The following is a 20,699-nucleotide window of genomic DNA, read 5'->3' as shown; positions in this document are numbered from 1 at the left end:
TGCGTGTGTGGTGTTTCAGTCGGTCCAGTGGATTTCCAGCGGCAGCGCCGCATCGCGCAGCAGGGCACGGACCGGCATGTCTTCGACCGGCCCCGGGGCGTGCGCGGCCTCCAGCGCCGCCAGCTTGTCCTTGCCGCGCATCATCAGCAGCACATGACGCGCCTGCGTCAACGCGGCCCGGGTCAGCGTCATGCGCAGTACGTGATCGCCGGTCACTGCGCTGGGCCGGGCCTCGATTGCGGCAACCGGCGGACCTTCGGCGGACAGCGCGGCTTCCAGTCCGCGGGCATGAGGGAACCAGGACGCTGTATGGCCATCATTTCCCATGCCAAGCACGGCAAGATCGATCCGGCCCGCGTCCTGCACCCGCCCGGCCAAGGCTGGCGCGGCATCGAAGGGCGACGGGTCTGCCGTCTTCAGGCCAATGAAGCGGGCTTCAGCGGCCTTGCCCGTGAGGAGTGTCTCACGAACGAAGCCTTCATTCGATCCCGCTTCACCCGGTTCGACCCAGCGCTCGTCGACCAGCAGCACGGTCACCCGGGCCCAGTCGATGTCGAGCTGCGACAAGGCGCGGTAGAGCGGCGCCGGCGTCGAGCCGCCGGATACTGCCAGGACCGCCGAACCGCGTGCGCGGACCGCGGTATCGAGCACGGCCGCCACCTGCCGGACCAGTTCGCCGGTCATCGCGTCGATCCCGGCATGATGCTGCACGGGATGGAGCGGTGCGTCAGTGCCGGATGGCATCGAACCACTCCCTGTCCTCACGAGCCAGCAGCAAGGCCGCCTGTGTCGGCCCGTCGGTGCCGGCCTGGTAGCCATACAGCTTGGCCTGACCCTCGTCCCAGGCGCGGATGATCCCGTCGACCCAGCGCCAGGCCGCCTCGACCTCGTCGCGCCGCATGAACAGGCTGAGATTGCCCCGCACGACCGCCATCAGGAGGCGCTCATAGGCGTCGGGATAGTTGGCCTCGAAATGCTCGGCATAGGACAGGTTCAGCGGCACATAGCGCAGGCGAAGCCCGCCAGGTCCCGGATCCTTGGTCATCAGCATCAGCTTGACGCCCTCGTCCGGCTGCAGGCGGATCACCAGCCGGTTGGGATGCAACACGCCGTCGACCGCTCCGACAACGTCATGCGGCACCGGCTTGAACTGGACGATGATCTCCGAGCGCCGCGATCCCATGCGCTTGCCGGTCCGCATGTAGAAGGGCACGCCCGCCCAGCGCCAGTTCTCCAGCTGGGCCCGGATCGCCACAAAGGTCTCGGTGCCGGTATCGGACCCGACCTCCTCGGCATAGCCGGGCACAGGTGAACCGCCGACAGCACCGGCCTGGTATTGCCCGCGCACGACATCCTGCGACACATTCGCCGCCGTGATCGGGCGCAGCGCCTTGAGCACTTTCAGCTTTTCGGTGCGCACCGAATCCGGATCGAGCGAGGCCGGCGGCTCCATGGCCACGAGGCAGGCGAGCTGGAGCAGATGGTTCTGCACCATGTCACGCAGGGCGCCGGAGCGGTCGTAATAGCCGGCCCGCTCGCCCGCCCCCAGCGATTCCGCGACGGTGATCTGGACGTGATCGATCCCGTTGGCATTCCAGATCGGCTCGAACAGGTAATTCGCAAAGCGCAGGATCAGCAGGTTCTGGACGGTTTCCTTGCCCAGATAATGGTCGATCCGGAAGATGTTGTTTTCCCGGAAAACCTCACCAACCTGGTCGTTGATCCGGCGGGCGGAGTGAAAGTCCGTCCCGATCGGCTTTTCCAGAACGATCCGGGCATTCGGCGTGTTCAGCGACTGCGCGGCAAGTCCCGCACAGGCCTGGCCGTAGGTGGAAGGCGGAAGGGCCAGATAGTAGAGCCGGATCTTGTCCTCGTCGGGATCCAGCGCCGCTTTCAGGTCAGCCCAGTCTTCGCCCTGAGCGCTGACATCGACGGCGACATAATGCATGCGCTCGATGAAGTCCGACCAGGCCTTGCGGCGCGCGTCCGTGGGGTCGCGCTCGAAAATGTGCCGGGCAGCAATGTCGCGGAACGCATCATCGCTCATCGGCTCCCGGGACGCTGCAATGATCCGTGAATCCGCCGTGATCTGGCCATCGCACCAGCGATGGAACAGCGCCGGGATCAGCTTGCGCAGGGCAAGGTCGCCCGTAGCGCCGAAGACGACGATATCGAACGGTTCAACGGGGACGAGTTCGGCCATGCTGCCTTCCGGGGGTTTGCGGCGTGTGTCCGGGGAGACTCTATAACAGCAATGTTACCCCTAACATAACCGCTTGGGCGAAAAACTTTCCGTGCCCCGGCCTGCGCGCTTTGGGCGCATCGCGCGGTCGCAACGCGGGACGTAATGTCCGCAAAAATAATCACATGATTGCGTTCCCGCCATGACCGACATCCTCCATTCCCCCGTTTTTCTGCCCGGCTATGCTCTGGAGGCCGTGCCTCGCTACACCTCCTATCCGCCGGCAACCCAGTTCAATGACGGGATCTGCGGCGGCGCCTGGGCGGGATGGATGTCGGAAACGCCGGCCGAACCCGTGCTTTCGCTTTACGTCCACATCCCGTTCTGCCGGTCGATGTGCTGGTATTGCGGCTGCAACACGACCGTGCCCAATCGCGACAGCCGGATCGAGCGCTATCTGGAGGCCTTGCTGACGGAGATCGCGACCCGTCCGGCCCCTGCAGGCGGCAAGGTGCATCACGTGCATTTCGGCGGCGGATCGCCGGACATGCTGTCGCCGGCGCGTTTCGGTGCCGTGATGGATGCACTGCGCGCCCGCTACGACTTCGCCGCCGACGCGGAAATCGCCGTCGAACTGGACCCGCGCGGACTGGACAGCCGCCTGTGCGAGGCGCTGGCTGCAAACGGCGTAACCCGCGCCAGCCTGGGCGTGCAGGACCTGTCCGAGGAAGTGCAGACCCTGATCCACCGGATCCAGCCCCGCGAACAGGTGGAAGCGGCCGTACGGGCGCTGCGCAGCGCCGGGATTTCCCGGATCAATATGGACGTCATGTACGGCCTGCCCGCCCAGACGATCGGGCGCGTCGAGACGACGGCACGCGCCGTCGCCGAGATGGACGCCGACCGTGTCTCGGTCTTCGGCTATGCGCATGTCCCGTGGTTCAAGAAGCATCAGCGCGCCATTCCCGAAGACCGGCTGCCGGGTGCCCAGGCCCGGTTCGACCAGATGCTCGCCGCCGCCCGGACCCTCACCGAAGCCGGCTATTCAGCAATCGGGTTCGACCATTTCGCCCGTCCGGAAGACCCGCTTGCGCAGGCGGCTCGCGACGGCTCGCTGCGCCGGAATTTCCAGGGCTATACCGACGATCCCTATGACATCCTGATCGGCTTCGGCGCCTCCTCGATCTCCGAGGCTCCGCAAGGCTATGCCCAGAACATCCCCGATCCGGCCCGCTATGCCGAGGCGATGGTGTCCGATGGCTCGGCCATTGTGCGCGGCACCGCCCGGTCCTGGCGGGAAGGGCGGATCGGCGAGCGCATCATGCAGCTCCTGTGCACCTTCGACATTCCGCTGGATGGCGACCTGTTCGACCCGGACGCGCTGGACGGCGTCATTGCCGACGGTCTGGCCCGGCTGGAGAACGGGCATCTGAAGGTGACACCGGCCGGCCTGCCCTATGTGCGCAATATCGCCGCGCGCATCGATCCGGGCTTCCAGCCTGCCGGCCAGAAGCACAGCCGCGCCGTCTGACAGGGTTTTAATGTCGCAGGATGGGGACGACAGCCCGGGGCAGGTTCTATAGAACCGGGGCAATTGCCCTTGGTGATATCGCGTGACCTTCAAACTCGTTCCCGTTCTGGCATTGCTGGTAACCAGTCCGGCCCTCGCCGATCCGCTGGCCCGGGTCGAGGGCGTGTCGGATGCGTCCTTGCGGGCGGCGCTGGAAACCGCGATCGGCGAGCGTGAAGCGCAGGCCGGCGGTGTTTCGAGCGCGTTGCGCGATGCAAGGACCGCGGCCGACCGCGCCCGCCGCCTGCTGCGCTCGCGCGGCTACTACGCGGCCACGCTGGAACCGATGATCGGCCCGCAGCAGGAAGCCGTTGTCCAGATCACCCCCGGTCCGGTCTTCATGATCGCCGACATAGCAACGGAAACCGGCAACGATGAAGACGCCCGCGCCACGGCCCGGGACGCGATCGGCCTTCAGACCGGAACACCCCTGCGGGCCCAGTCGGTCATCGATGCCGAAGCACAGGGTCTCGTCGCCCTGCACAATTCCGGCTGGCCCGACGCGCGGATCGAGGACCGGCGCGTGGTGGTCGACCACGCGACCGAAGAGGGCCGGATCACCTTCCGCTATACGCCGGGGCCGTGGTCGACCTATGGCGAGATCGAGCGGGATACGGGCCCGTGGAACCCGCAATTCATCGCGCGCATGTCGCCCTTCACCACCGGGGAGCCTGCAAACCGCGAAGAGATACTGGAATACCAGAAACGCCTGACCGAGCTGGACAGCGTCGGCGCCGCCGACATCACGCTGGGTCCGGTCGGCGAGGACGGCAACCGGCCGGTCGATGTCGAACTCACACCCTCGGCCCGCCATTCCATCGAGACCGGGCTCAGCTATTCCACCAGCGAGGGCGGCGGCGGCAATGTGCGCTGGATCCGGCGCAATCTGCGCGGCAATGACGAGACCCTGACCCTGTCGGCCGGGATCGCGACGCTGAACCAGTCGCTGCTGGCCAGCGTGTCGCGGCCGCACTGGCGCCGGTTCGACCAGACCCTGCGCCTGCATGCCGGTCTCGTCAGCGAGGACACGGACGCCTACCAGCAGGAAGAAGCGGAGATCGGTGTCGAAGTCACCCGGCGCGACGGCCGGCGGACCTATGGCATCGGCCCACACGTCGACTGGTCGCGCGTCACCGATGCCTTCGGCGAGCGCGACGTCATCACGGCCGCCGTCGATCTGGTCGCCGGTTATGACTCCCGGACAGACCCGCTCGATCCGGACGGCGGCATTTACGGCATGGTCCAGGTGACGCCCGCGACGACGCTGGGCGATTGCAACTGCCACTATGTGCGTCTGGAAGGACGCGCCAGCACCTATTACCGCCTCAGCGACACGACTGTGGCGGCGCTCCGCATGCGCGCCGGGTCCGTCTTCGGGGCCTCGGCGACGGCCATGCCCGCCGACCAGCGCTTCTATGCCGGTGGTGGCGGGTCCGCGCGCGGCTTCGACTATCAGTCGCTGAGCCCGCAGGCGCCGGACGGAACGCCCTTCGGCGGGATTTCCGTGGTCGAGACGAGCGCCGAGCTGCGCTGGCGCGTGCGCGAGCGTTGGGGCGTGGTCGGCTTTGTCGACTCCGCCATGGCTTCCAGCAACCGCCAGCCCGACCTGTCCAATCTGCGTACTGCCGTCGGTGTGGGCGTGCGCTACTACTTCGATTTCGCCCCCGTGCGGGTCGATATCGCCACGCCGCTCGACCGGCGCGATGGCGAGGATCCCGTGCAGATCTATTTCAGCCTCGGCCAGGCCTTCTGATTCATGACAGCGCGCCAGGTCATAGTCCGCGTCCTGCGCTGGAGCGCGATCACGATCGTGATGCTCGCCGCGCTCTTGGCCGGACTGCGTCTGGCGGCAGGCGGTGCGCCGGGGCGCTGGCTGGTGACGAGCCAGCTGGACGGCCGCGAGATCGGCGGCCAGACGATCGCAATCGAGGGCCTGTCCGGCGATCCGCTGTCCCGCCTGCATCTGGACCGGCTGGCACTCGCCGATGCCGACGGCGTCTGGCTGACGGCCGAGGACATCCGCCTCGACTGGCAGGCCTCGAGCCTCTTGTTCAAACCCTACCGGGTCCGCAGCATCAGCGCGGCCCGGGTCGAGGTGTTGCGCCGGCCGGCCGGGCGTGACGACGCGCCGGACAGCGATGGCGGCCTGCCGGAACTGCCGGCCCTCATCCTGGGTGAGCTGACCGTCGCGGAACTCGCCCTTGCCGAAGGCGTCGCGGGACCGGCGTCGCGCCTGCGCATCGACGCCTCGGCAGAGGCCGGTGCCGGTGATGGTGCACGCCTCCATCTGGATGCCGAAAGGGTCGACGCCGAGGGCGACCGCCTTGCCGCCGACCTGCGCATCGATGCCAGCGGTATCGCCGGCACGCTGGATGCCTTCGGTGCCGCCGACGGACCGCTCGCCAGCCTGCTGCGCCTGTCCGGGCGCACGATCCACGCCGAGGGCGAGATCGCGGGCGATGGCGATGCGGGCAATGGCGATGTCGTCCTTCGGGCCGGCGACCAGGAGATGGCACGGGCCCGGATCAACTGGACGGAACGCGACTGGCGCGCCGAGGGCCGGGTCGATGTCGAGGGCTGGGGCGTGGTTCCGGAAAGCTATCGCGACCTGGCGGGTGACGCCGATATTGTCGCCGAGGGCAGCCGCGAGGCCGGTTTCACCTTCACCCGGCTGGAAGCGGAAACCAGCAGCGGCTCCGCCACCCTCGCCCCGGCCGGCGAGAACGCCTGGACGGTCAGCGCCCGGGCCGGTACCGGCACGATCGCTGCCCTCACCTCCGGCCGCGTGACCGCCCGTACGGCAAGCTGGTCCGGCCGGGTCGAGACAGGCGGCGGACTGCGGCTGGACGGCGAACTCACCGCAGAGGCGCTGGCCGTCGACTATGTCACGGCGGACCGGGTCTCCGGCCCTGTCACGGTGGTGCGCCGCGATGGACGCTACATCATCGAGAGCCGGCTGGACCTGCAATCGCCGCACCTGGCTGTCGAACAGGCCGCCCCCCTGATCGGCGACACGGCGGCGCTGGATTTCGCCGGCACCTGGGACGGGCAAGCCCGGGCGCTGGAGATCGACCGCCTGGCCGTCGAGACCGGCCATGCGCGCCTGGACGCCTCCGGCCGCTACCCGCTCGGCGAAGACGATCCCGCGCTGGATGCGGTTCTGGCCATCAACGACATTGCCCGCCTCACATCGCGCGCATCGGGCCCGGCCCGCCTGACCCTGAACGCACAATCCTGGCAAAGTGCACACCTGGGCGTCGACGCGACCTCTGTCGTCTGGGACCCGGCCTATGCCGACCTGCTGCGGGACCTGGAGGGTGAGGTGACGGTCGCGCGGACAGACGATGGCTGGCAGATGCGCGATATCCGCGCCCGCGCCAGCGGCGTGGATCTTTCCGGCCGGGGACAGACACGCGGCGATGGCTGGACAGCCGAAGGCGATCTCGCCCTGTCCGGCCAGCTGCCGGTGGAGGCTGCACAGATCGACGGCGCCCTGGCCACGGCGTTCCGTGTCAATGCCGCCGGAAACGGACGCATCGAGATCCGCACGGCGACACGCAGCAATGCCATCACCGCTGGCCAGCTCACGGTCACCGACCCCAATCTCGCAATCGAGACCATCTGGCAGGACGGCAGCCTGACGGCCGACTGGATCCTGGAAGCGACGCGCAACGGCAAGCCGGTCCGCATGACCGGCGCCGTCACCCGTACCGGCGACACCTGGTCGGCGCATATCGATGAAAGCCTGATCGGTCCCTTCCGGATCTCGGCCTCGGCCGAGCAGACCACGCAGCGGCTCGACGCCGCTTTCGACATGGAACTGGGCGACCGGGCCCGTTCCAGCATCCGCTATTCCGCCTCGCCGGAAGCCCTGCGCGACGGTGTGCTGGATGCCGAACTCATCATATCCGGCCACTCTTTCTCCGGCGGCTACCTGGCCGAGGCAACGCTGCGGCTGGACGGTCCCCTGTCGGACATGGCGGTGCGGACGACCGCGACCGGACGCCTGCGCAGCCCGCTGACCCTCAATGCCGCCGGCCGCCTGGGCATCAGCGAGGACGGTGCCGTATCGCTGAGCCTCAGCCCGTCGGGCCGCTGGAGCATTCACCGCATCCGCACGGCCGAACCGGTCACGCTGGACTATGCCGATGGCGACTACCGGGCCGGCGGTGCCACCACGATCGGCGACGGCACACTGTCCTGGCGCTATGCCCGCACCGGCGGTCAGGCCGAACTGGAGGCCGGGCTTGCCGGACTGCCCGTCACCGTCATTGCCGATATCACCGCCTTCCCGCCGGCGGCGGGCATGCTGTCCGGCGAGGTCCGGCTGGAACGTATCGATGGCGTCTGGCAAGGCGGTGCCGCGCTGGGCATCGACGACCTTGCAGCGCTTGCGGCCGACAGCGCACAGCCCGTCGATGCCGATCTCGTCCTCGACGTCGCCGAAAACACCCGTATCGAGATGACGCTGACCGGAGACGATCTCTCCGGCAATGCCACCCTCGTGCGCGAAGGCCTCACGCCCCGCCTCGCCATGCTGGCCGGCGAGGATGGCAGCCCGGTCTCCGGCCGGTTGCGCCTTCGCGGCGATATAGCCGACCTCGCCGCTCTCCTCGTGCCGCCGGATGCGCGGATCGATGGAGGTGAGCTGGTGGCCGAGGTCGACCTCGCCGGTGTCCGCGGCGCGCCGGAACTCGCAGGCCGGCTGCAGCTCTCCGGCGGTCAGGTCACGGCCACTGCGACCGGCGCCACGATCCGCGACCTCGAGCTCGCAGCCACCTTTGATGGCAGCGGCCTGGAACTGACCGAACTGTCGGCCAGCGATGGCGAAAGCGGACGGCTGACCGGTTCCGGCGTCCTGCGTCTGCCGACAGAGGGACCCCGGGGCGAAGCCGAGCTCGAATTCGACCGGTTCCAGGCGGCGCGCCGCGACGACATGACCATACAGGCGACCGGCAATGCCAATCTGTCGCTCGACGCCCGGGGCCTGCTGATTTCCGGTGCCGCCAATGTCGACCGCGCCCGTATCCGCCCCTCGATGAACGGTGCCGCCTCGATCCCGGAAATCGACGTGCAGGAGATCAACCTGCCCAAGGGCCGGCAGAGCTATTCGCGCAATGTGCTGCCGATGCGGCTCGATTATGCCGTCGAGGCGGACCGGAACATCTACATCACCTCATCGACCTTCTCGTCCGAATGGGGGCTCGACCTCAATGCCGGCGGCGCCGTCGGCAAGCCGGAACTGAGCGGCCGGGCCATGCTGCTCGACGGTACCGCCTTTGTGTTCAACCGCCGTTTCCGGCTGGAAGGCGGCGAGGTCCGTTTCGACGGTGCGCCGGAGGATGCTCGCGTCGACCTGACCGCAACGCATGAACGCACGGGCTTCTCCGCGACGGCGCGGATCGAGGGCCCTGTGCGCAGTCCCAGCGTGACGCTGAGCAGCGATCCCGCCCTGCCGGAAGACGAGATCCTGTCGCGCCTGCTGTTCGACGAGTCGGTCAGCGAGCTGGGCGCCTTCGAAGCGGCCCAGCTGGCAGCGCAGCTTTCAGGGCAGAGCCTGTTGAACATTGTCGGCCAGCTGCGCGATCTGGCCGGGATCGACCGGCTGTCGGTCTCGACCGACGCCGACGGCAATATCGCCGTCACCGGCGGCGTCCGGCTGGGGGACAATGTCTATGTGGAACTGGGCACCGGCGGCACCTCGGCGCTCGGCCAGGCGCTGGTCGAGTGGCAGCTGACCCCGGATCTCTCCGTGCTCTCGCGCCTCTCTGCCGACACCGACGCCTCGGTCGCGATCCGCTGGCGGCGCGACTACTAGCCCCGTTTCTCCCGCAGGGCGGCGTCTCCCGCAATCCTTGCCTGTCCGCGCAGCCGGAGTTAGGCAGGAAGCAGCGCAGTTCACCCGGATCATCGCCAAACGCATGAAGAGCTTCCTTCTTTCGATCATCAAACCGAGCGGGCTCTGGGCCCGGATACTGGTCTTCCTTACGCTCGCCGGCATTGTCGCAGCGGGTCTGACCGGGCATTTCGAACTGCTGCGCGAGTATCTCGACACCGAAGCGCTGACCTACCAGGTCGGCGATATCCGGATCAGCGCCTACACCGTGCTGCGCGGCATACTGGTCCTCGCGCTCGTGTTCTGGACCGCCGCGATCCTGTCCGATCTGATAGAAAAGCGCCTGGCACGCTTCGGCCGGATGCGGAAGACCACGCGCGTCCTGGTGACCAAGGTCTTCCAGATCGTCCTGTACATCCTGTCCGGCCTTGTGGCGCTGGACCTGATCGGCCTCGACCTGACCACGCTCACCGTGTTCGGCGGGGCGCTGGGTATCGGACTGGGCTTCGGTCTGCAGAAGGTGGCCTCGAACTTCGTCAGCGGACTGATCCTTCTGTTCGAACGCTCGGTGGAAGAAGACGACCTGATCGAACTGCCCGACGGCACCAGCGGCTTCGTCCGGCGGTCGAGTGCCCGCTTCATCCTGATCGAGACGTTCGACGGCAAGGAGGTGCTGGTCCCGAACGAGGACTTCATCACCAACCGGGTGACCAACTGGACCCTGTCCAGCTCGAAGGCGCGGGTGGAGGTGCCGGTCGGTGTCGCCTACGGCTCTGATCTGGAAAAGGTCCATGCCCTGATGCTGGAAGCCGCGCGCGAACACCCGCGCTGCCTGGACGACCCGGAACCGGTCTGCTTCCTGCGCACATTCGGCGACAGTTCGATCGACTTCCTGCTCTATTTCTGGATCAGCGACATCGTCGACGGGCGTATGGCACCGCAGAGCGAGGTGATGTTCGCGATCTGGCGGAAATTCGGCGAGAACGGCATAGAGATCCCCTTCCCGCAGCGCGACGTGCACATTCGCACCGGCCTGCCGGGCCGTGAGGAGCCGCAGCGCGAACCCGGCGACGGCGGCGATGCCTGACAAAAGCGCCATCCTCTACGCCGCCACGATCAATGGCGATGGATCCGGCACGCGATTGTCGCAGGATGACGCTTCCAGCCGCGCCCGCGAAGACGCGCTGGCCTGGGTTCATCTCGACGGGCGCCATCCCGACACACGCCGCTGGATCGAAACCGAGCTGGACTATCTCGATCCGCTGGCGGTTGACGCCCTGCTGGCCGAGGAGACACGCCCGCGTCTGGTGGAGTTCGAGCGCGGCGCGCTGCTGATCCTGCGCGGCGTCAATCTCAACCAGGACGCACAGCCGGAGGACATGGTGTCGATCCGGCTGTGGGTCGATGCCCATCGGATCGTCTCGGTGCAGTTGCGCACGCTCAAGGCCGTGCGCGATATCCAGGACCGGCTCGATGCCGGCACCGGTCCGACGCATTCCGGCGACTTCGTCGCCACCCTGTCGGCCCGCCTGTTCGAACGGATGGAACCGGTCATGACCGATCTTCATGTCGCCCTCGACGATGTCGAAGAAGAGGTGATGGATTCCCCGTCGGTCGAGGCCCGCCAGACCATCGTCACCCTGCGCCGCCAGGCGATCATCTTCCGGCGCTATTTCGCACCCCAGCGCGATGTGGTCGCACAATTGCGCGCACTCGACTTCGCCTGGATCGATGTGCCCGCCAAACGCCGGCTGCAGGAGAATCTCGACCGGATCACCCGCTATCTCGAAGACCTCGACGCGATCCGCGAGCGGGCCCAGATCGTCAAGGACGAGCTGGCCAACGCCCTCGCCGACCGGATGAACAAGACGCTCTACGTGCTCTCGCTCGTGGCCGCGATCTTCCTGCCGCTGGGCTTCCTGACCGGTCTTCTGGGCATCAATGTCGGCGGCATGCCCGGCGCCGCGTCGGGCTCCGCCTTCTGGATCGTCACCGGCATGATGGCCGCGATCGGCGCCGGCCAGGTCCTGTTCTTCCGCCTGATGAAATGGCTTTGACCCCGCACCTCACCGCGTGTGGGCGATGTGGTAGAGCCATTGCAGGTGACGTTCGAAATTGCGCATCACCTCGCGGATGATCTGCACTTTCGAGAAGCCGTAGACGCAATAGTGCTGTCCGCCGTCCGACAGGACAACCTCGGCACGCGCGAACTCCTCCTCGCTCTTGCCGGAGTCGCTGCCCGGCTCGCCTTCTTCCTCGGGCGTTGCGAAATAGGGCTCGTCATAAAGGCGCCGTTCGACCCGGAAGACGAATTCCGGCCGGTCCTCGTCCTTCACGTGCATGGAGGCGCACCCGCGGGCCTGGTCGAGCTCGGTCTCGTAGCCGTACTTCTTCAGCTCCTCGGCCACCGACTCCAGCGCCGGCATCACGGTTTCCTCGATATAGACGTCGACTTCCTTGCCGGTCGGCCGCGAGAACATCATCCGCAGGCGGGCCTTCCAGGGAACGGCAGCCCCTTCGACCGGCAATTGGGTGGCGGTCTTGCGCCCGGCGCGGCGGGCGGTCTCCACCGACCAGGCCCGGAACAGGCCGAAAAAGGCGAGCATGATCACCAGGGTGAAGGGCAGCGCCGCCGCGATCGTCGCCGATTGCAGCGCCCCGAGGCCGCCGACCATCAACAGAACGGCCGCCACCACGCCTTCCAGCAGGGCCCAGAAAAGGCGTTGCGAGACCGGCGGGTTGAGCGACCCGCCCGAGGCCAGGGTCGATTTCACCAGCGATCCCGAGTCCGAAGATGTGACGAAGAAGGTCGCCACCAGGGTGATCGCCAGGACCGAGGTCAGGCCGGACAGGGGCAGATTGTCGAGGAAGGCGAACAGGGCCAGCTCGCTCTGCCCGTTGCGCACGGCATCGACCATCGGCTCGGCCAGTCCGGCCAGCGCGAGACGCAGGGCGCTGTCGCCATAGACCGTCATCCAGAAGAAGGTGAAGAGCGTCGGGCCCAGCAGGACACCGAAAATGAACTCGCGCACCGTCCGGCCGCGCGAGATGCGGGCGATGAACATGCCCACGAAGGGCGACCAGGAAATCCACCAGCCCCAGTAGAACAGCGTCCAGTCGCTCACCCACACACCGTCGCCATAGGCGTCGACATTGAAGGTCAGCGTCGCCAGCTGGTCGAGATAGTCACCGATATTCTGCACGAAGGCGCTGATCAGGAAGAGCGTCGGACCGGCCAGCAGCACGAAGAGGATGAGGGCGATGGCAAGATAGAGGTTGATCTCGCTGAGCCGCTTGATACCGGCATCCAGGCCCGCAACGACGGAGATCGTGGCGAGCGCCGTGATCCCGGCGATCAGCATCAGCTGCACCACCGGTTCTATGGGGACGTCGAACAGCGTGTTCAGACCGGCATTGATCTGGGTGACGCCGAAGCCCAGCGAGGTGGCGACACCGAACAGCGTGCCCAGCACGGCGATGGTGTCGACGGCATGGCCGATCGGACCGTAGATGCGGTCGCCGATCAGCGGGTAGAGGGCAGAGCGGATCGTCAGCGGCAGGCCGTGGCGGTAGGTGAAATAGGCCAGGCTCAACCCGACGACGACATAGATCCCCCAGGCATGGACGCCCCAGTGGAAGAAGGTCAGCACGATGGCCTGGCGCGCCGATTCCAGTGTCTCCGGATCGCCGTCCGGCGGGGTGAGATAGTGGGTCAGCGGCTCGGCCACGCCGAAAAACATCAGGCCGATCCCCATACCCGCCGAGAACAGCATCGCGAACCAGGGCGCGAACCCGTATTCCGGCTCGCTGTCATCCGGACCCAGCTTGATCCGTCCCCAGTCGGAGAAGGCGACGACGATCAGCGCGATCAGGAAGAAACCCACCCCGACGGAATAGAGCCAGCCGGTGGTTTCGGTGATCGCATTGCGCAGGCCCGTGAAGGCCGCCTCGGCGGAGTCGCCGGCCAGCACCGCATACGCCACCCCGGCAAAGACCAGGGCAGCGGCTGGAAAGAAGACGGCGGGTTCGATCTTTTTCATGGGATCAGTCCTCGCTTTCGCGGTGTGTCAGGCTCCGGAACGATAGCTCGTGAGGGCAGGCCCCAGAGCCGACTTCAGCGGATCGAGATGGCGTTCGAAATGCCGCCACTGCTCGACGCCGCTGTCATAGATGGGCTGGCGCACCTGTTCGGAGCTGGCGGTCCGTACGGCGCGCTCGGTGGTGTGGAAATCCAGGCAGGCCTGCTCGAAGGGCAGGTTACAGAAGTCGAGGATGCGCCGCACCTGGGTCTCCAGATCGGCCACGACATCCTCGTACTGCACCCGCAGGATCTCGCCGGGCAGCACCCGGTTCCAGTGATCCATCAGCTCGACATAGCCGCGATAATAGCGGCCGACCTCGTCGAGCCCGTAGGTGAATTCCTGGCCTTCGGCGAACAACTGCTTGAAGCCGGAGAAACAGCACGCCATCGGCGCGCGGCGCGCATCGATGATCCTGGCGTTGGGCAGGATCAGCTTGATCAGACCGATATGCCGGAAATTGTTCGGCATCTTGTCGGTGAAGAAGGGCGCGCCCTGGCGGTGAATACGGGTGTTTTCGATATAGGCCTCGCCCAGCTCGCGCAGCTGACCGGCATCGAGCTCGTGCAGGATGGCGGGATAGCGGCCCGCCCCGTCCTCGCCCCGCGTACGGCCGCGCAGCCGGTGGGCGGTGGCGAGAATGTCAGGCAGTTCCAGCGTGCCGTCGACCTGGCTGTGCGAGGCCAGGATCTGTTCGAGCAGGGTGGAACCGGCGCGCGGCAGGCCGACGATGAAGATCGGGTCCGGTGCCGGACAGCCCTTGCCGCCCTGCGCCTCGAACAGCGCGCGCGTGCACGTCGCCGCCTGGGCATTCAGCTCCTGCGCCATGATGTCGGAGGTATAGCGCGTCTGGATGCGCTTCAGATCATTGCCGCGTTCATAGTATTCAAACGACATGTCATAGGCGCCGGCGTCCTCATAGGCCTTGCCCAGGGCAAAGCAGATGTGGATGCGCTCATGGGTGCGCAGGCCCGGCGCGGCCTCCTGCTCGTGCATCCGCGCAATCTCGTCTTCGGTGAAGCGATAGGTCTTCAGATTGGCCAGCCCGTACCAGGCCTCGCCATAGTCCGGCCGCAACGCGCAGGCCCGGCGGTAGGCCTCGACCGCCTCGCCGGTGCGGCCCATCGTCTTGAGTGCGTGCGCGCGGGCGGCATGCGTGCCGGCATCGTCCGGCAGGGCGGCGAGCACCTTGTCGAACCCGGCCAGCGCCGTTTCGTATTCGCCCACGGCCAGCGCCTCGACGGCGTGGCGCGACAGGAAGACCGGACTGTCCGGATCCCGCGCCAGCAGGGCTTCGGCCTGCGACAGCGCCTCGGCGTGCTTCTGCCGCTTGCGCAGCACCTCGATATGGTCGAGCCGCACGGCGATATTGTCCGGCTCGAACTCTGCTGCGCTTTCCAGCAGGAATTCGGCGTCGTCGAGCACGCCGAACCGCTTGCCGATCTCGGCCAGGATGCGCATCCCCTCGACATGTTTCGGGTTCTTCTGCAGGAAGGCGCGCGCCAGTCCCTCGGCCTTGTGCAGGCGGTTCTCGTGCAGATGGTTCATGGCCGCCAGCAGCGGCTTGGGCAGGCGGGTCAGCGCCTCGGCCTGGGCACGGCACTGGCGGGCCTCGGCCGGCTCGCCTGTGCGCTCGAGCGCTTCGGCAAGCCCCAGCCAGGCGGCCTGCAGGGCCGGGTTCGCCATCGTCGCGGCACGATAGGCGGCGATCGCGGCGGCATCGTCACCGGTCTCGCGGAAAAGATGCCCCTCTTCCTGCAGGGCCCGGCCAAAATCCGGGGCCTGTGCCTTCAGCGTGTCCAGCGCCTTGCGGGCGCCTGCATGATCCTTGCCGTAACGCAGGCAGACCGCTTTCATGTAGAGCGCGTCGACATGCTGCGGATCGGCCGCCAGAAGCGCGTCGAGCTGGACGAGCGCAGCGTCGAACCGGCCGGCATACATTTCGGCCTGGGCGGTCTTGAGGGCTTCGGAAAGATCGGCTTCGGACACACGGACTCCGGGCTGGAGAGACAGAACGAAAAGCGCCCCGCCGCCGGGCGGGACGCTTTCCGGTTATACATGCGATCAGGTCAGATGAACCGTCACGGCTCCCGACCTAGTATTGCACTCCGACGCGAACGCCGATGGTACGCGGCCGCGTGACACTCACCCGGGCCCGGTCAAAGATGAAGTTGCCGGACAGGGCCGCATTCTCGTTCGTGAGATTGTTCACGTAGAGCTCGACATTCCACTGGTCCGACCGCACGCCGGTGCGGACACCCAGCGTGGTGTAGCCGTCCAGATCCATCGAGTTGATCTCGATGATGTCGGTGCGGCTGTCGCCGGTGTGGACGATCTGGCCCTGGACGTGCGCCGTGTAGTCGTTGAACACCGGCCACTCGTAGCGCGCCCGCAGGTTCGCCTGGAATTCCGGCGCGAAGGCCAGCTCGGAGCCCAGCACGACGTCATCGGTCGGCGTGAGCACTTCGGTGATCTCGGTGTCGAGGATCGAGAAGGCACCGGCAACGGTCAGGCCCGGCATCTCGATCGGCGCATAGGTGACATCACCCTCCACACCCCGGATTTCGGCGTTGGCCGCATTGTCCGAGAAGAAGAGATTGGTGATTTCCGGATCGAAGATCGTCGTCTGCAGGCCCTCGATCTCGACGAAGAAGGCATTGCCGTTGAAGCGGACCTGCTGGTCGAACAGGTCGAGCTTCCAGCCCAGCTCGTAATTCTGCACCTCGTCGGTGTCGATGGCATAGGGCGTGGTGTAGTCGGGCACGCTGGCCGGCGTGATACCGCCCGGACGGTTCAGCAGACCCGGACGATAGCCTTCCGAATAGGTCGCATAGAACAGCATCGTGTCGTTCGGCGTCCAGTTGCCGGTCACCTTGAAGATGGTGCCGTCGCTGGCAGCGACCTGCGGTGCCCCGGCCGGGCCGTTCGGACCGAACTGGCGGGAGATATTGGTGCCGTAGGTCTGGGCGTCGACCGGGTCGCCATTGGCATCGGTCAACGGATAGAGAATATCGTAGACCGAGTTGGCGCTGCCTTCGAGATCGACTTCCACGTCGTAGGCGCGCGCACCGAGTACGATCTCGAACACATCCGGCACGAGGTCATAGCTGAACTCGCCGAAGAAGCCGAGCTGCTCGTCGGTCCGCAGCACGTCATTGCGGAAGATGGTCGGCGCCAGGATCGGACCCGGATCCGAGAAATAGCCCTGGGTCTCATTGGCGATGTCGCCGTTCGTCGCGGCGCCATTGGTCAGCGGATACTGGTCGATTCCCAGCGCATTGATGCCGACGGAGCCGTCCGCATTCACGCGGTCCATGGAACCGAGATAGTTGTAGTCATTCCGCTCGGCCAGTTCCGTCTTCGAGTAGAAGACGCCCGCGGTAACGCGCCAGCGGTTCTCTTCCGGCGTGTTGAAGCGGAACTCATGGCTCTCGACCGTGGTCTCGGTGTGCGAGGTGACGTTCGCGGTCGGGGCATGGCAGGTGCCATAGGGATCCAGACCGCCCCCCGGATAGCTCACCGAGCTGTCGCAGGTGTAGACCGGGAAGTACTGACCGACGAACATGTAGTCCGTGTAGTCGATGACCTGGTCCGTCTCGCGGTCGGTATAGGCACCGGTATAGACGGTTTCCAGAGCACCGACGCGGCCCTCGATCGTCCAGGCCACATTGGTGAACTCGTCTTCCAGTTCGTCCGGCTGGTAGCGCTGGATTTCCCAGTCATCCAGTTCGGGGTCCTGGAAGAAGACGCCTTCGCTATCCAGCGTCTGCTGCATCACCGAGACGGTGGCGCGCCAGTCGATGTTGAACTCGTAGCGGCCGCTGACGCGGAAGCCGGAATAGGTCGTGTCGTTGAAGTCGTCCTCGACCAGCGCGCTGTTGTCGGCATTGATGAAGGTGACGTTCGACAGGTCGTCATTGGCCTGGAAGCCTTCGCGGCGCGGGGCGACCGGCAGGCCATTGTCGCGCACGGTACCGGCGGAGCGGTAGCGCGCCGACTCGGCCGTCGAGCGCGTGCCGTGGACATTGTCGATGAAGCCGCCCCGATCGTCGACAAAGGCGACGCCACGCAGGGCGAAATTGTCACCGACCGGGATGTTGACCACGGCCTGGACGCTCTGGCTGCGCTCACCGCTTTCGGTAAAGGACACGTCGAAATTGGCGTAGGCGGAGTATTCGCCCAGCACCGGCTTGTTGGTGATCAGGCGCACCGTACCGGCCTGCGAGCTCGCACCGTAGAGCGTGCCCTGCGGTCCCGGCAGGACCTCGACGCGTTCCAGGTCGACGGCATAGACGTCCAGATTGCGGCCCGGCTGCGCCAGCGGCTGCTCGTCCAGATAGAAGGCGACGTTCGGCGCCAGGCCGGCCACACCGGCGACCGTCAGGTTCGGCGTCGTCGAAGCGAGGCCGCGGATATAGATCGTGTTCTGGCCGGGGCCGCCGCCGCCGGCGGTCACGCCGGGCATCTGCTGGAGATAGTCGGTGAAGATGGTGACGCCGAGTTCCTCGAGCGTTTCGCCATCCATCGCGTTGACGGCAACGGGGATGTCCTGGGTGGAGCTTTCGCGCTTGGTCGCAGTCACCGTGATGACATCGACCTGGGCGTGGGCGGTGCCGGCGATAGACAGCGCGGCGGCGGACAGGATCGTGGTTGTAAGTGCTCGTTGCTTCAGCATAACGCGGTGGAAGCCCCCTGAATTTCGTTAATGAGTGGATCGGGAGCGGTTTAGAGCCTTGTCTGCAAATTGGCCATACTTGCTTCGAGTTGAAATCAATTCCAGCATGGATGCGTTGCAATGCCCGCCACCGTCGGGCCGTCAGTTCTCCTTGTTTTTGCGATACTTTTGAAGAAGCGTTACATAGAAGCGACAGTCCGGATGCAATTCACCATCCCGGGACCTCCATTGCAGACGGCGGCCACATGATACGCATTCAAAGCATATATCGCCGGCCCCGGGCTTTAGCTGTTGGATTGCCCGGAAAGCGGCGATACATCGATCGGACAGGACGCGAACGGTTGAACGAATGAGCGATCACGACGAAATTCTCATTGCCCTGCGGCGCATCACCCGCGCCATCGACCTGCAGTCGAAACGCCTGGTGAAGGCGACGGGCCTCACCGCACCGCAGCTCGTGGTGATCGACACATTGCGCAAGGGTGGCGAGATGTCGCCCAGCGCCATCGCCCGGGCCGTATCGCTCAGCCAGGCGACGATCACCTCCATCCTTGACCGGCTGACCCAGGCCGGCCTGGTCGAGCGTGTCAAGAGCGACAGGGACAAACGCGTCGTCCTGGCTCAGCTGACTGACAAGGGCCGCGAAGCCGGCGACAATTCGCCCGAATTGCTTCAGGCCGGTTTCCTGCGATCCTTCCGCACACTCCAGCCGTGGGAACAGAACATGCTGATCGCTTCGCTCCAGCGCATCGCGGAACTGATGGATGCCGAGGACCTGGACGCCTCGCCCTTCCTCGATACCGGCGAGATCGGGCGATGAGCACCGCCCTGCCCGGCAGCGGCCTGCCAGGTGGCGCGCTGGACGGCGTCCGCGTCGTCGAACTGGCCCGCATCCTGGCCGGCCCCTGGATCGGCCAGACGCTGGCCGATCTCGGCGCCGATGTGATCAAGGTGGAAAGCCCGGCCGGCGACGATACCCGCACCTGGGGCCCGCCCTGGATCGATCATGCCTCCGGCCGGGCGGCCGCCTATTACCATTCCTGCAATCGCGGCAAGCGGTCGGTCGTCGCCGATTTCCGCAATGCCGACGATCTGGCGATGGTGAAAGCGCTGATCGGCACGGCGGACGTCGTGGTGGAGAATTTCAAGGTGGGCGGACTGGCCAGGTTCGGGCTCGATTATGACAGCCTGAAAGCCGACCATCCGCGCCTCGTCTACTGTTCGGTGACCGGTTTCGGCCAGACCGGACCCTACGCCCATCGCGCCGGCTATGACCTGGCGATCCAGGCGATGAGCGGCGTCATGGACCTGACCGGCGAGCCGGACCGGCCGCCCCAGCGCCTCGGCGTTGCCTTCGCCGATATCTTCACCGGCCTTTACGGCACGATCGCCATCGAGGCCGCCCTGTTGCAGCGTGAGCGAACGGGCCAGGGCCAGCATATCGATATGGGCCTGCTGGACTCGATGATCAGCGTGCTGGGCAACCAGGCGATGAATTATCTGGCCACCGGCAAATCGCCCAAGCGGATCGGCAATGCCCACCCCTCCATCGTGCCCTATCAGGAATTTCCCTGTTCGGACGGGCATATCATCATCGCCTGCGGCAATGACGGCCAGTTCGAACGCCTTGCGGGCCTGCTTGATCTGGGCGAAGAGACGCTGGCGGAAAACCGCACCAACGCCCAGCGTGTCGGCAATCGCGAACAGCTGACGACGCATATCGCCAACATCATGCAGCACAATTCACGCGGCTACTGGCTCGACGCGCTGGAAACGGCCGGCATTCCGGCCGGGCCGATCAACACCGTCGCGGAAGCCCTGGACGATCCGCAGGTTGCCCATCGCGGTATCCGTATCGAACGCGACGGCATTCCCGGCGTCCGCAGCCCGATCCGCATGTCCGGCGCCCCGGTCGGCGAGACCGGCCGCTCGCCCGGCCATGGCGAACACACCCGGGATATCCGCCGCGAACTCGGTCTCGACGGGGACGGATAGCGATCCCAGACATGAAAAGGCCGGACCCGCGCTATCGGCGTGTCCGGCCTTTTCGTTTGCGCAAAGCCGCAGCGATCAGAGACCGTCGATCCAGTCCTTCACCTCGCGTTCGGCCTCTTCCTTGTCCTTGCCGTAGCGCTCGCGGATCTTGCCGGCAAGCTTGCCGGCATCGCCTTCGACGACCGCAATGTCGTCATCGGTCAGCTTGCCCCACTGGCGCTTGGCATCGCCGGTGAACTGTTCCCATTTGCCCTTCAATTGCGTGGCATTCATCGGACATCTCCTTTTCAGCGTCACCAAAGCAACGCCCATAGACGGGAGGCGTTCCGGGAGGTGGCCGAAATAACACGGAAAAGGAGCAT

Annotated in this window: 13 protein-coding genes; 7 read left to right on the top strand and 6 right to left on the bottom strand. The window is 66.2% G+C overall.

Features of this window, described 5'->3' with window-relative positions:
- Nucleotides 1-15: 15 nt before the first annotated feature.
- Nucleotides 16-744, bottom strand: a complete 729-nt coding sequence (gene pgl, locus PKE71_RS06920; protein ID WP_271186219.1) for a 6-phosphogluconolactonase — start codon at nucleotides 742-744, stop codon at nucleotides 16-18.
- Nucleotides 728-2,203 carry a glucose-6-phosphate dehydrogenase gene (gene zwf, locus PKE71_RS06915; protein WP_271186218.1) on the bottom strand — a complete coding sequence of 492 codons (1,476 nt, stop codon included), beginning with the start codon at nucleotides 2,201-2,203 and terminating at the stop codon, nucleotides 728-730. The genes pgl and zwf overlap by 17 nt, the downstream gene beginning before the upstream one ends.
- A 181-nt stretch (nucleotides 2,204-2,384) precedes the next feature.
- On the opposite strand from zwf, the gene hemN reads away from it, so the two are divergent.
- The 5 genes from hemN (at nucleotide 2,385) to PKE71_RS06890 (ending at nucleotide 11,645) form a co-directional block, all read left to right on the top strand.
- Complete coding sequence (gene hemN / locus PKE71_RS06910) at nucleotides 2,385-3,713, top strand: oxygen-independent coproporphyrinogen III oxidase (protein WP_271186217.1); 1,329 nt, start codon at nucleotides 2,385-2,387, stop codon at nucleotides 3,711-3,713.
- 82 nt (nucleotides 3,714-3,795) lie between these two features.
- A complete protein-coding gene (locus tag PKE71_RS06905; RefSeq protein ID WP_271186216.1) occupies nucleotides 3,796-5,505 on the top strand; it encodes an autotransporter assembly complex protein TamA in 1,710 nt (569 codons plus the stop codon).
- Between the two features lie 3 nt (nucleotides 5,506-5,508).
- Complete coding sequence (locus PKE71_RS06900; RefSeq protein WP_271186215.1) at nucleotides 5,509-9,570, top strand: translocation/assembly module TamB domain-containing protein; 4,062 nt, start codon at nucleotides 5,509-5,511, stop codon at nucleotides 9,568-9,570.
- 103 nt (nucleotides 9,571-9,673) lie between these two features.
- Complete coding sequence (locus PKE71_RS06895; protein ID WP_271186214.1) at nucleotides 9,674-10,675, top strand: mechanosensitive ion channel family protein; 1,002 nt, start codon at nucleotides 9,674-9,676, stop codon at nucleotides 10,673-10,675.
- Nucleotides 10,668-11,645 (top strand): zinc transporter ZntB, encoded by a 978-nt coding sequence (locus tag PKE71_RS06890; RefSeq protein ID WP_271186213.1) that lies wholly within the window; start codon nucleotides 10,668-10,670, stop codon nucleotides 11,643-11,645. Before PKE71_RS06895 ends, PKE71_RS06890 begins: the two co-directional genes overlap by 8 nt.
- Before the next feature lie 9 nt (nucleotides 11,646-11,654).
- On the opposite strand, the gene PKE71_RS06885 is transcribed toward PKE71_RS06890, so the two are convergent.
- From PKE71_RS06885 to PKE71_RS06875, 3 genes are all read right to left on the bottom strand, one after another.
- Nucleotides 11,655-13,628 (bottom strand): BCCT family transporter, encoded by a 1,974-nt coding sequence (locus PKE71_RS06885; protein WP_271186212.1) that lies wholly within the window; start codon nucleotides 13,626-13,628, stop codon nucleotides 11,655-11,657.
- A 27-nt stretch (nucleotides 13,629-13,655) separates the two neighbouring features.
- Nucleotides 13,656-15,656, bottom strand: coding sequence for a tetratricopeptide repeat-containing sulfotransferase family protein (locus PKE71_RS06880; RefSeq protein ID WP_271186211.1), 2,001 nt, complete (start codon nucleotides 15,654-15,656; stop codon nucleotides 13,656-13,658).
- A gap of 106 nt (nucleotides 15,657-15,762) precedes the next feature.
- On the bottom strand, nucleotides 15,763-18,342 hold the full coding sequence (locus tag PKE71_RS06875) for a TonB-dependent receptor (protein WP_271186210.1): 2,580 nt from the start codon (nucleotides 18,340-18,342) through the stop codon (nucleotides 15,763-15,765).
- A 349-nt stretch (nucleotides 18,343-18,691) separates the two neighbouring features.
- Here PKE71_RS06875 and PKE71_RS06870 point away from each other — a divergent pair, with 349 nt between their 5' ends.
- Together PKE71_RS06870 and PKE71_RS06865 are read left to right on the top strand one after the other, a co-directional pair.
- Nucleotides 18,692-19,162 carry a MarR family winged helix-turn-helix transcriptional regulator gene (locus tag PKE71_RS06870; RefSeq protein ID WP_271186209.1) on the top strand — a complete coding sequence of 157 codons (471 nt, stop codon included), beginning with the start codon at nucleotides 18,692-18,694 and terminating at the stop codon, nucleotides 19,160-19,162.
- Nucleotides 19,159-20,337 (top strand): CaiB/BaiF CoA transferase family protein, encoded by a 1,179-nt coding sequence (locus PKE71_RS06865; protein WP_271186208.1) that lies wholly within the window; start codon nucleotides 19,159-19,161, stop codon nucleotides 20,335-20,337. The genes PKE71_RS06870 and PKE71_RS06865 overlap by 4 nt, the downstream gene beginning before the upstream one ends.
- A gap of 75 nt (nucleotides 20,338-20,412) precedes the next feature.
- Here the strand turns inward: PKE71_RS06865 and PKE71_RS06860 are convergent, their stop codons facing one another.
- Nucleotides 20,413-20,610: a CsbD family protein gene (locus tag PKE71_RS06860; protein WP_271186207.1), complete on the bottom strand. Its 198-nt coding sequence runs from the start codon at nucleotides 20,608-20,610 to the stop codon at nucleotides 20,413-20,415.
- Nucleotides 20,611-20,699 lie beyond the last annotated feature (89 nt).

The organism is Maricaulis virginensis (assembly GCF_027922185.1).
Classification (GTDB): domain Bacteria; phylum Pseudomonadota; class Alphaproteobacteria; order Caulobacterales; family Maricaulaceae; genus Maricaulis; species Maricaulis virginensis.
The sequence above is the reverse complement of the archived record's forward strand: the minus strand, read 5'-3'. Positions and strand labels throughout refer to the sequence as shown.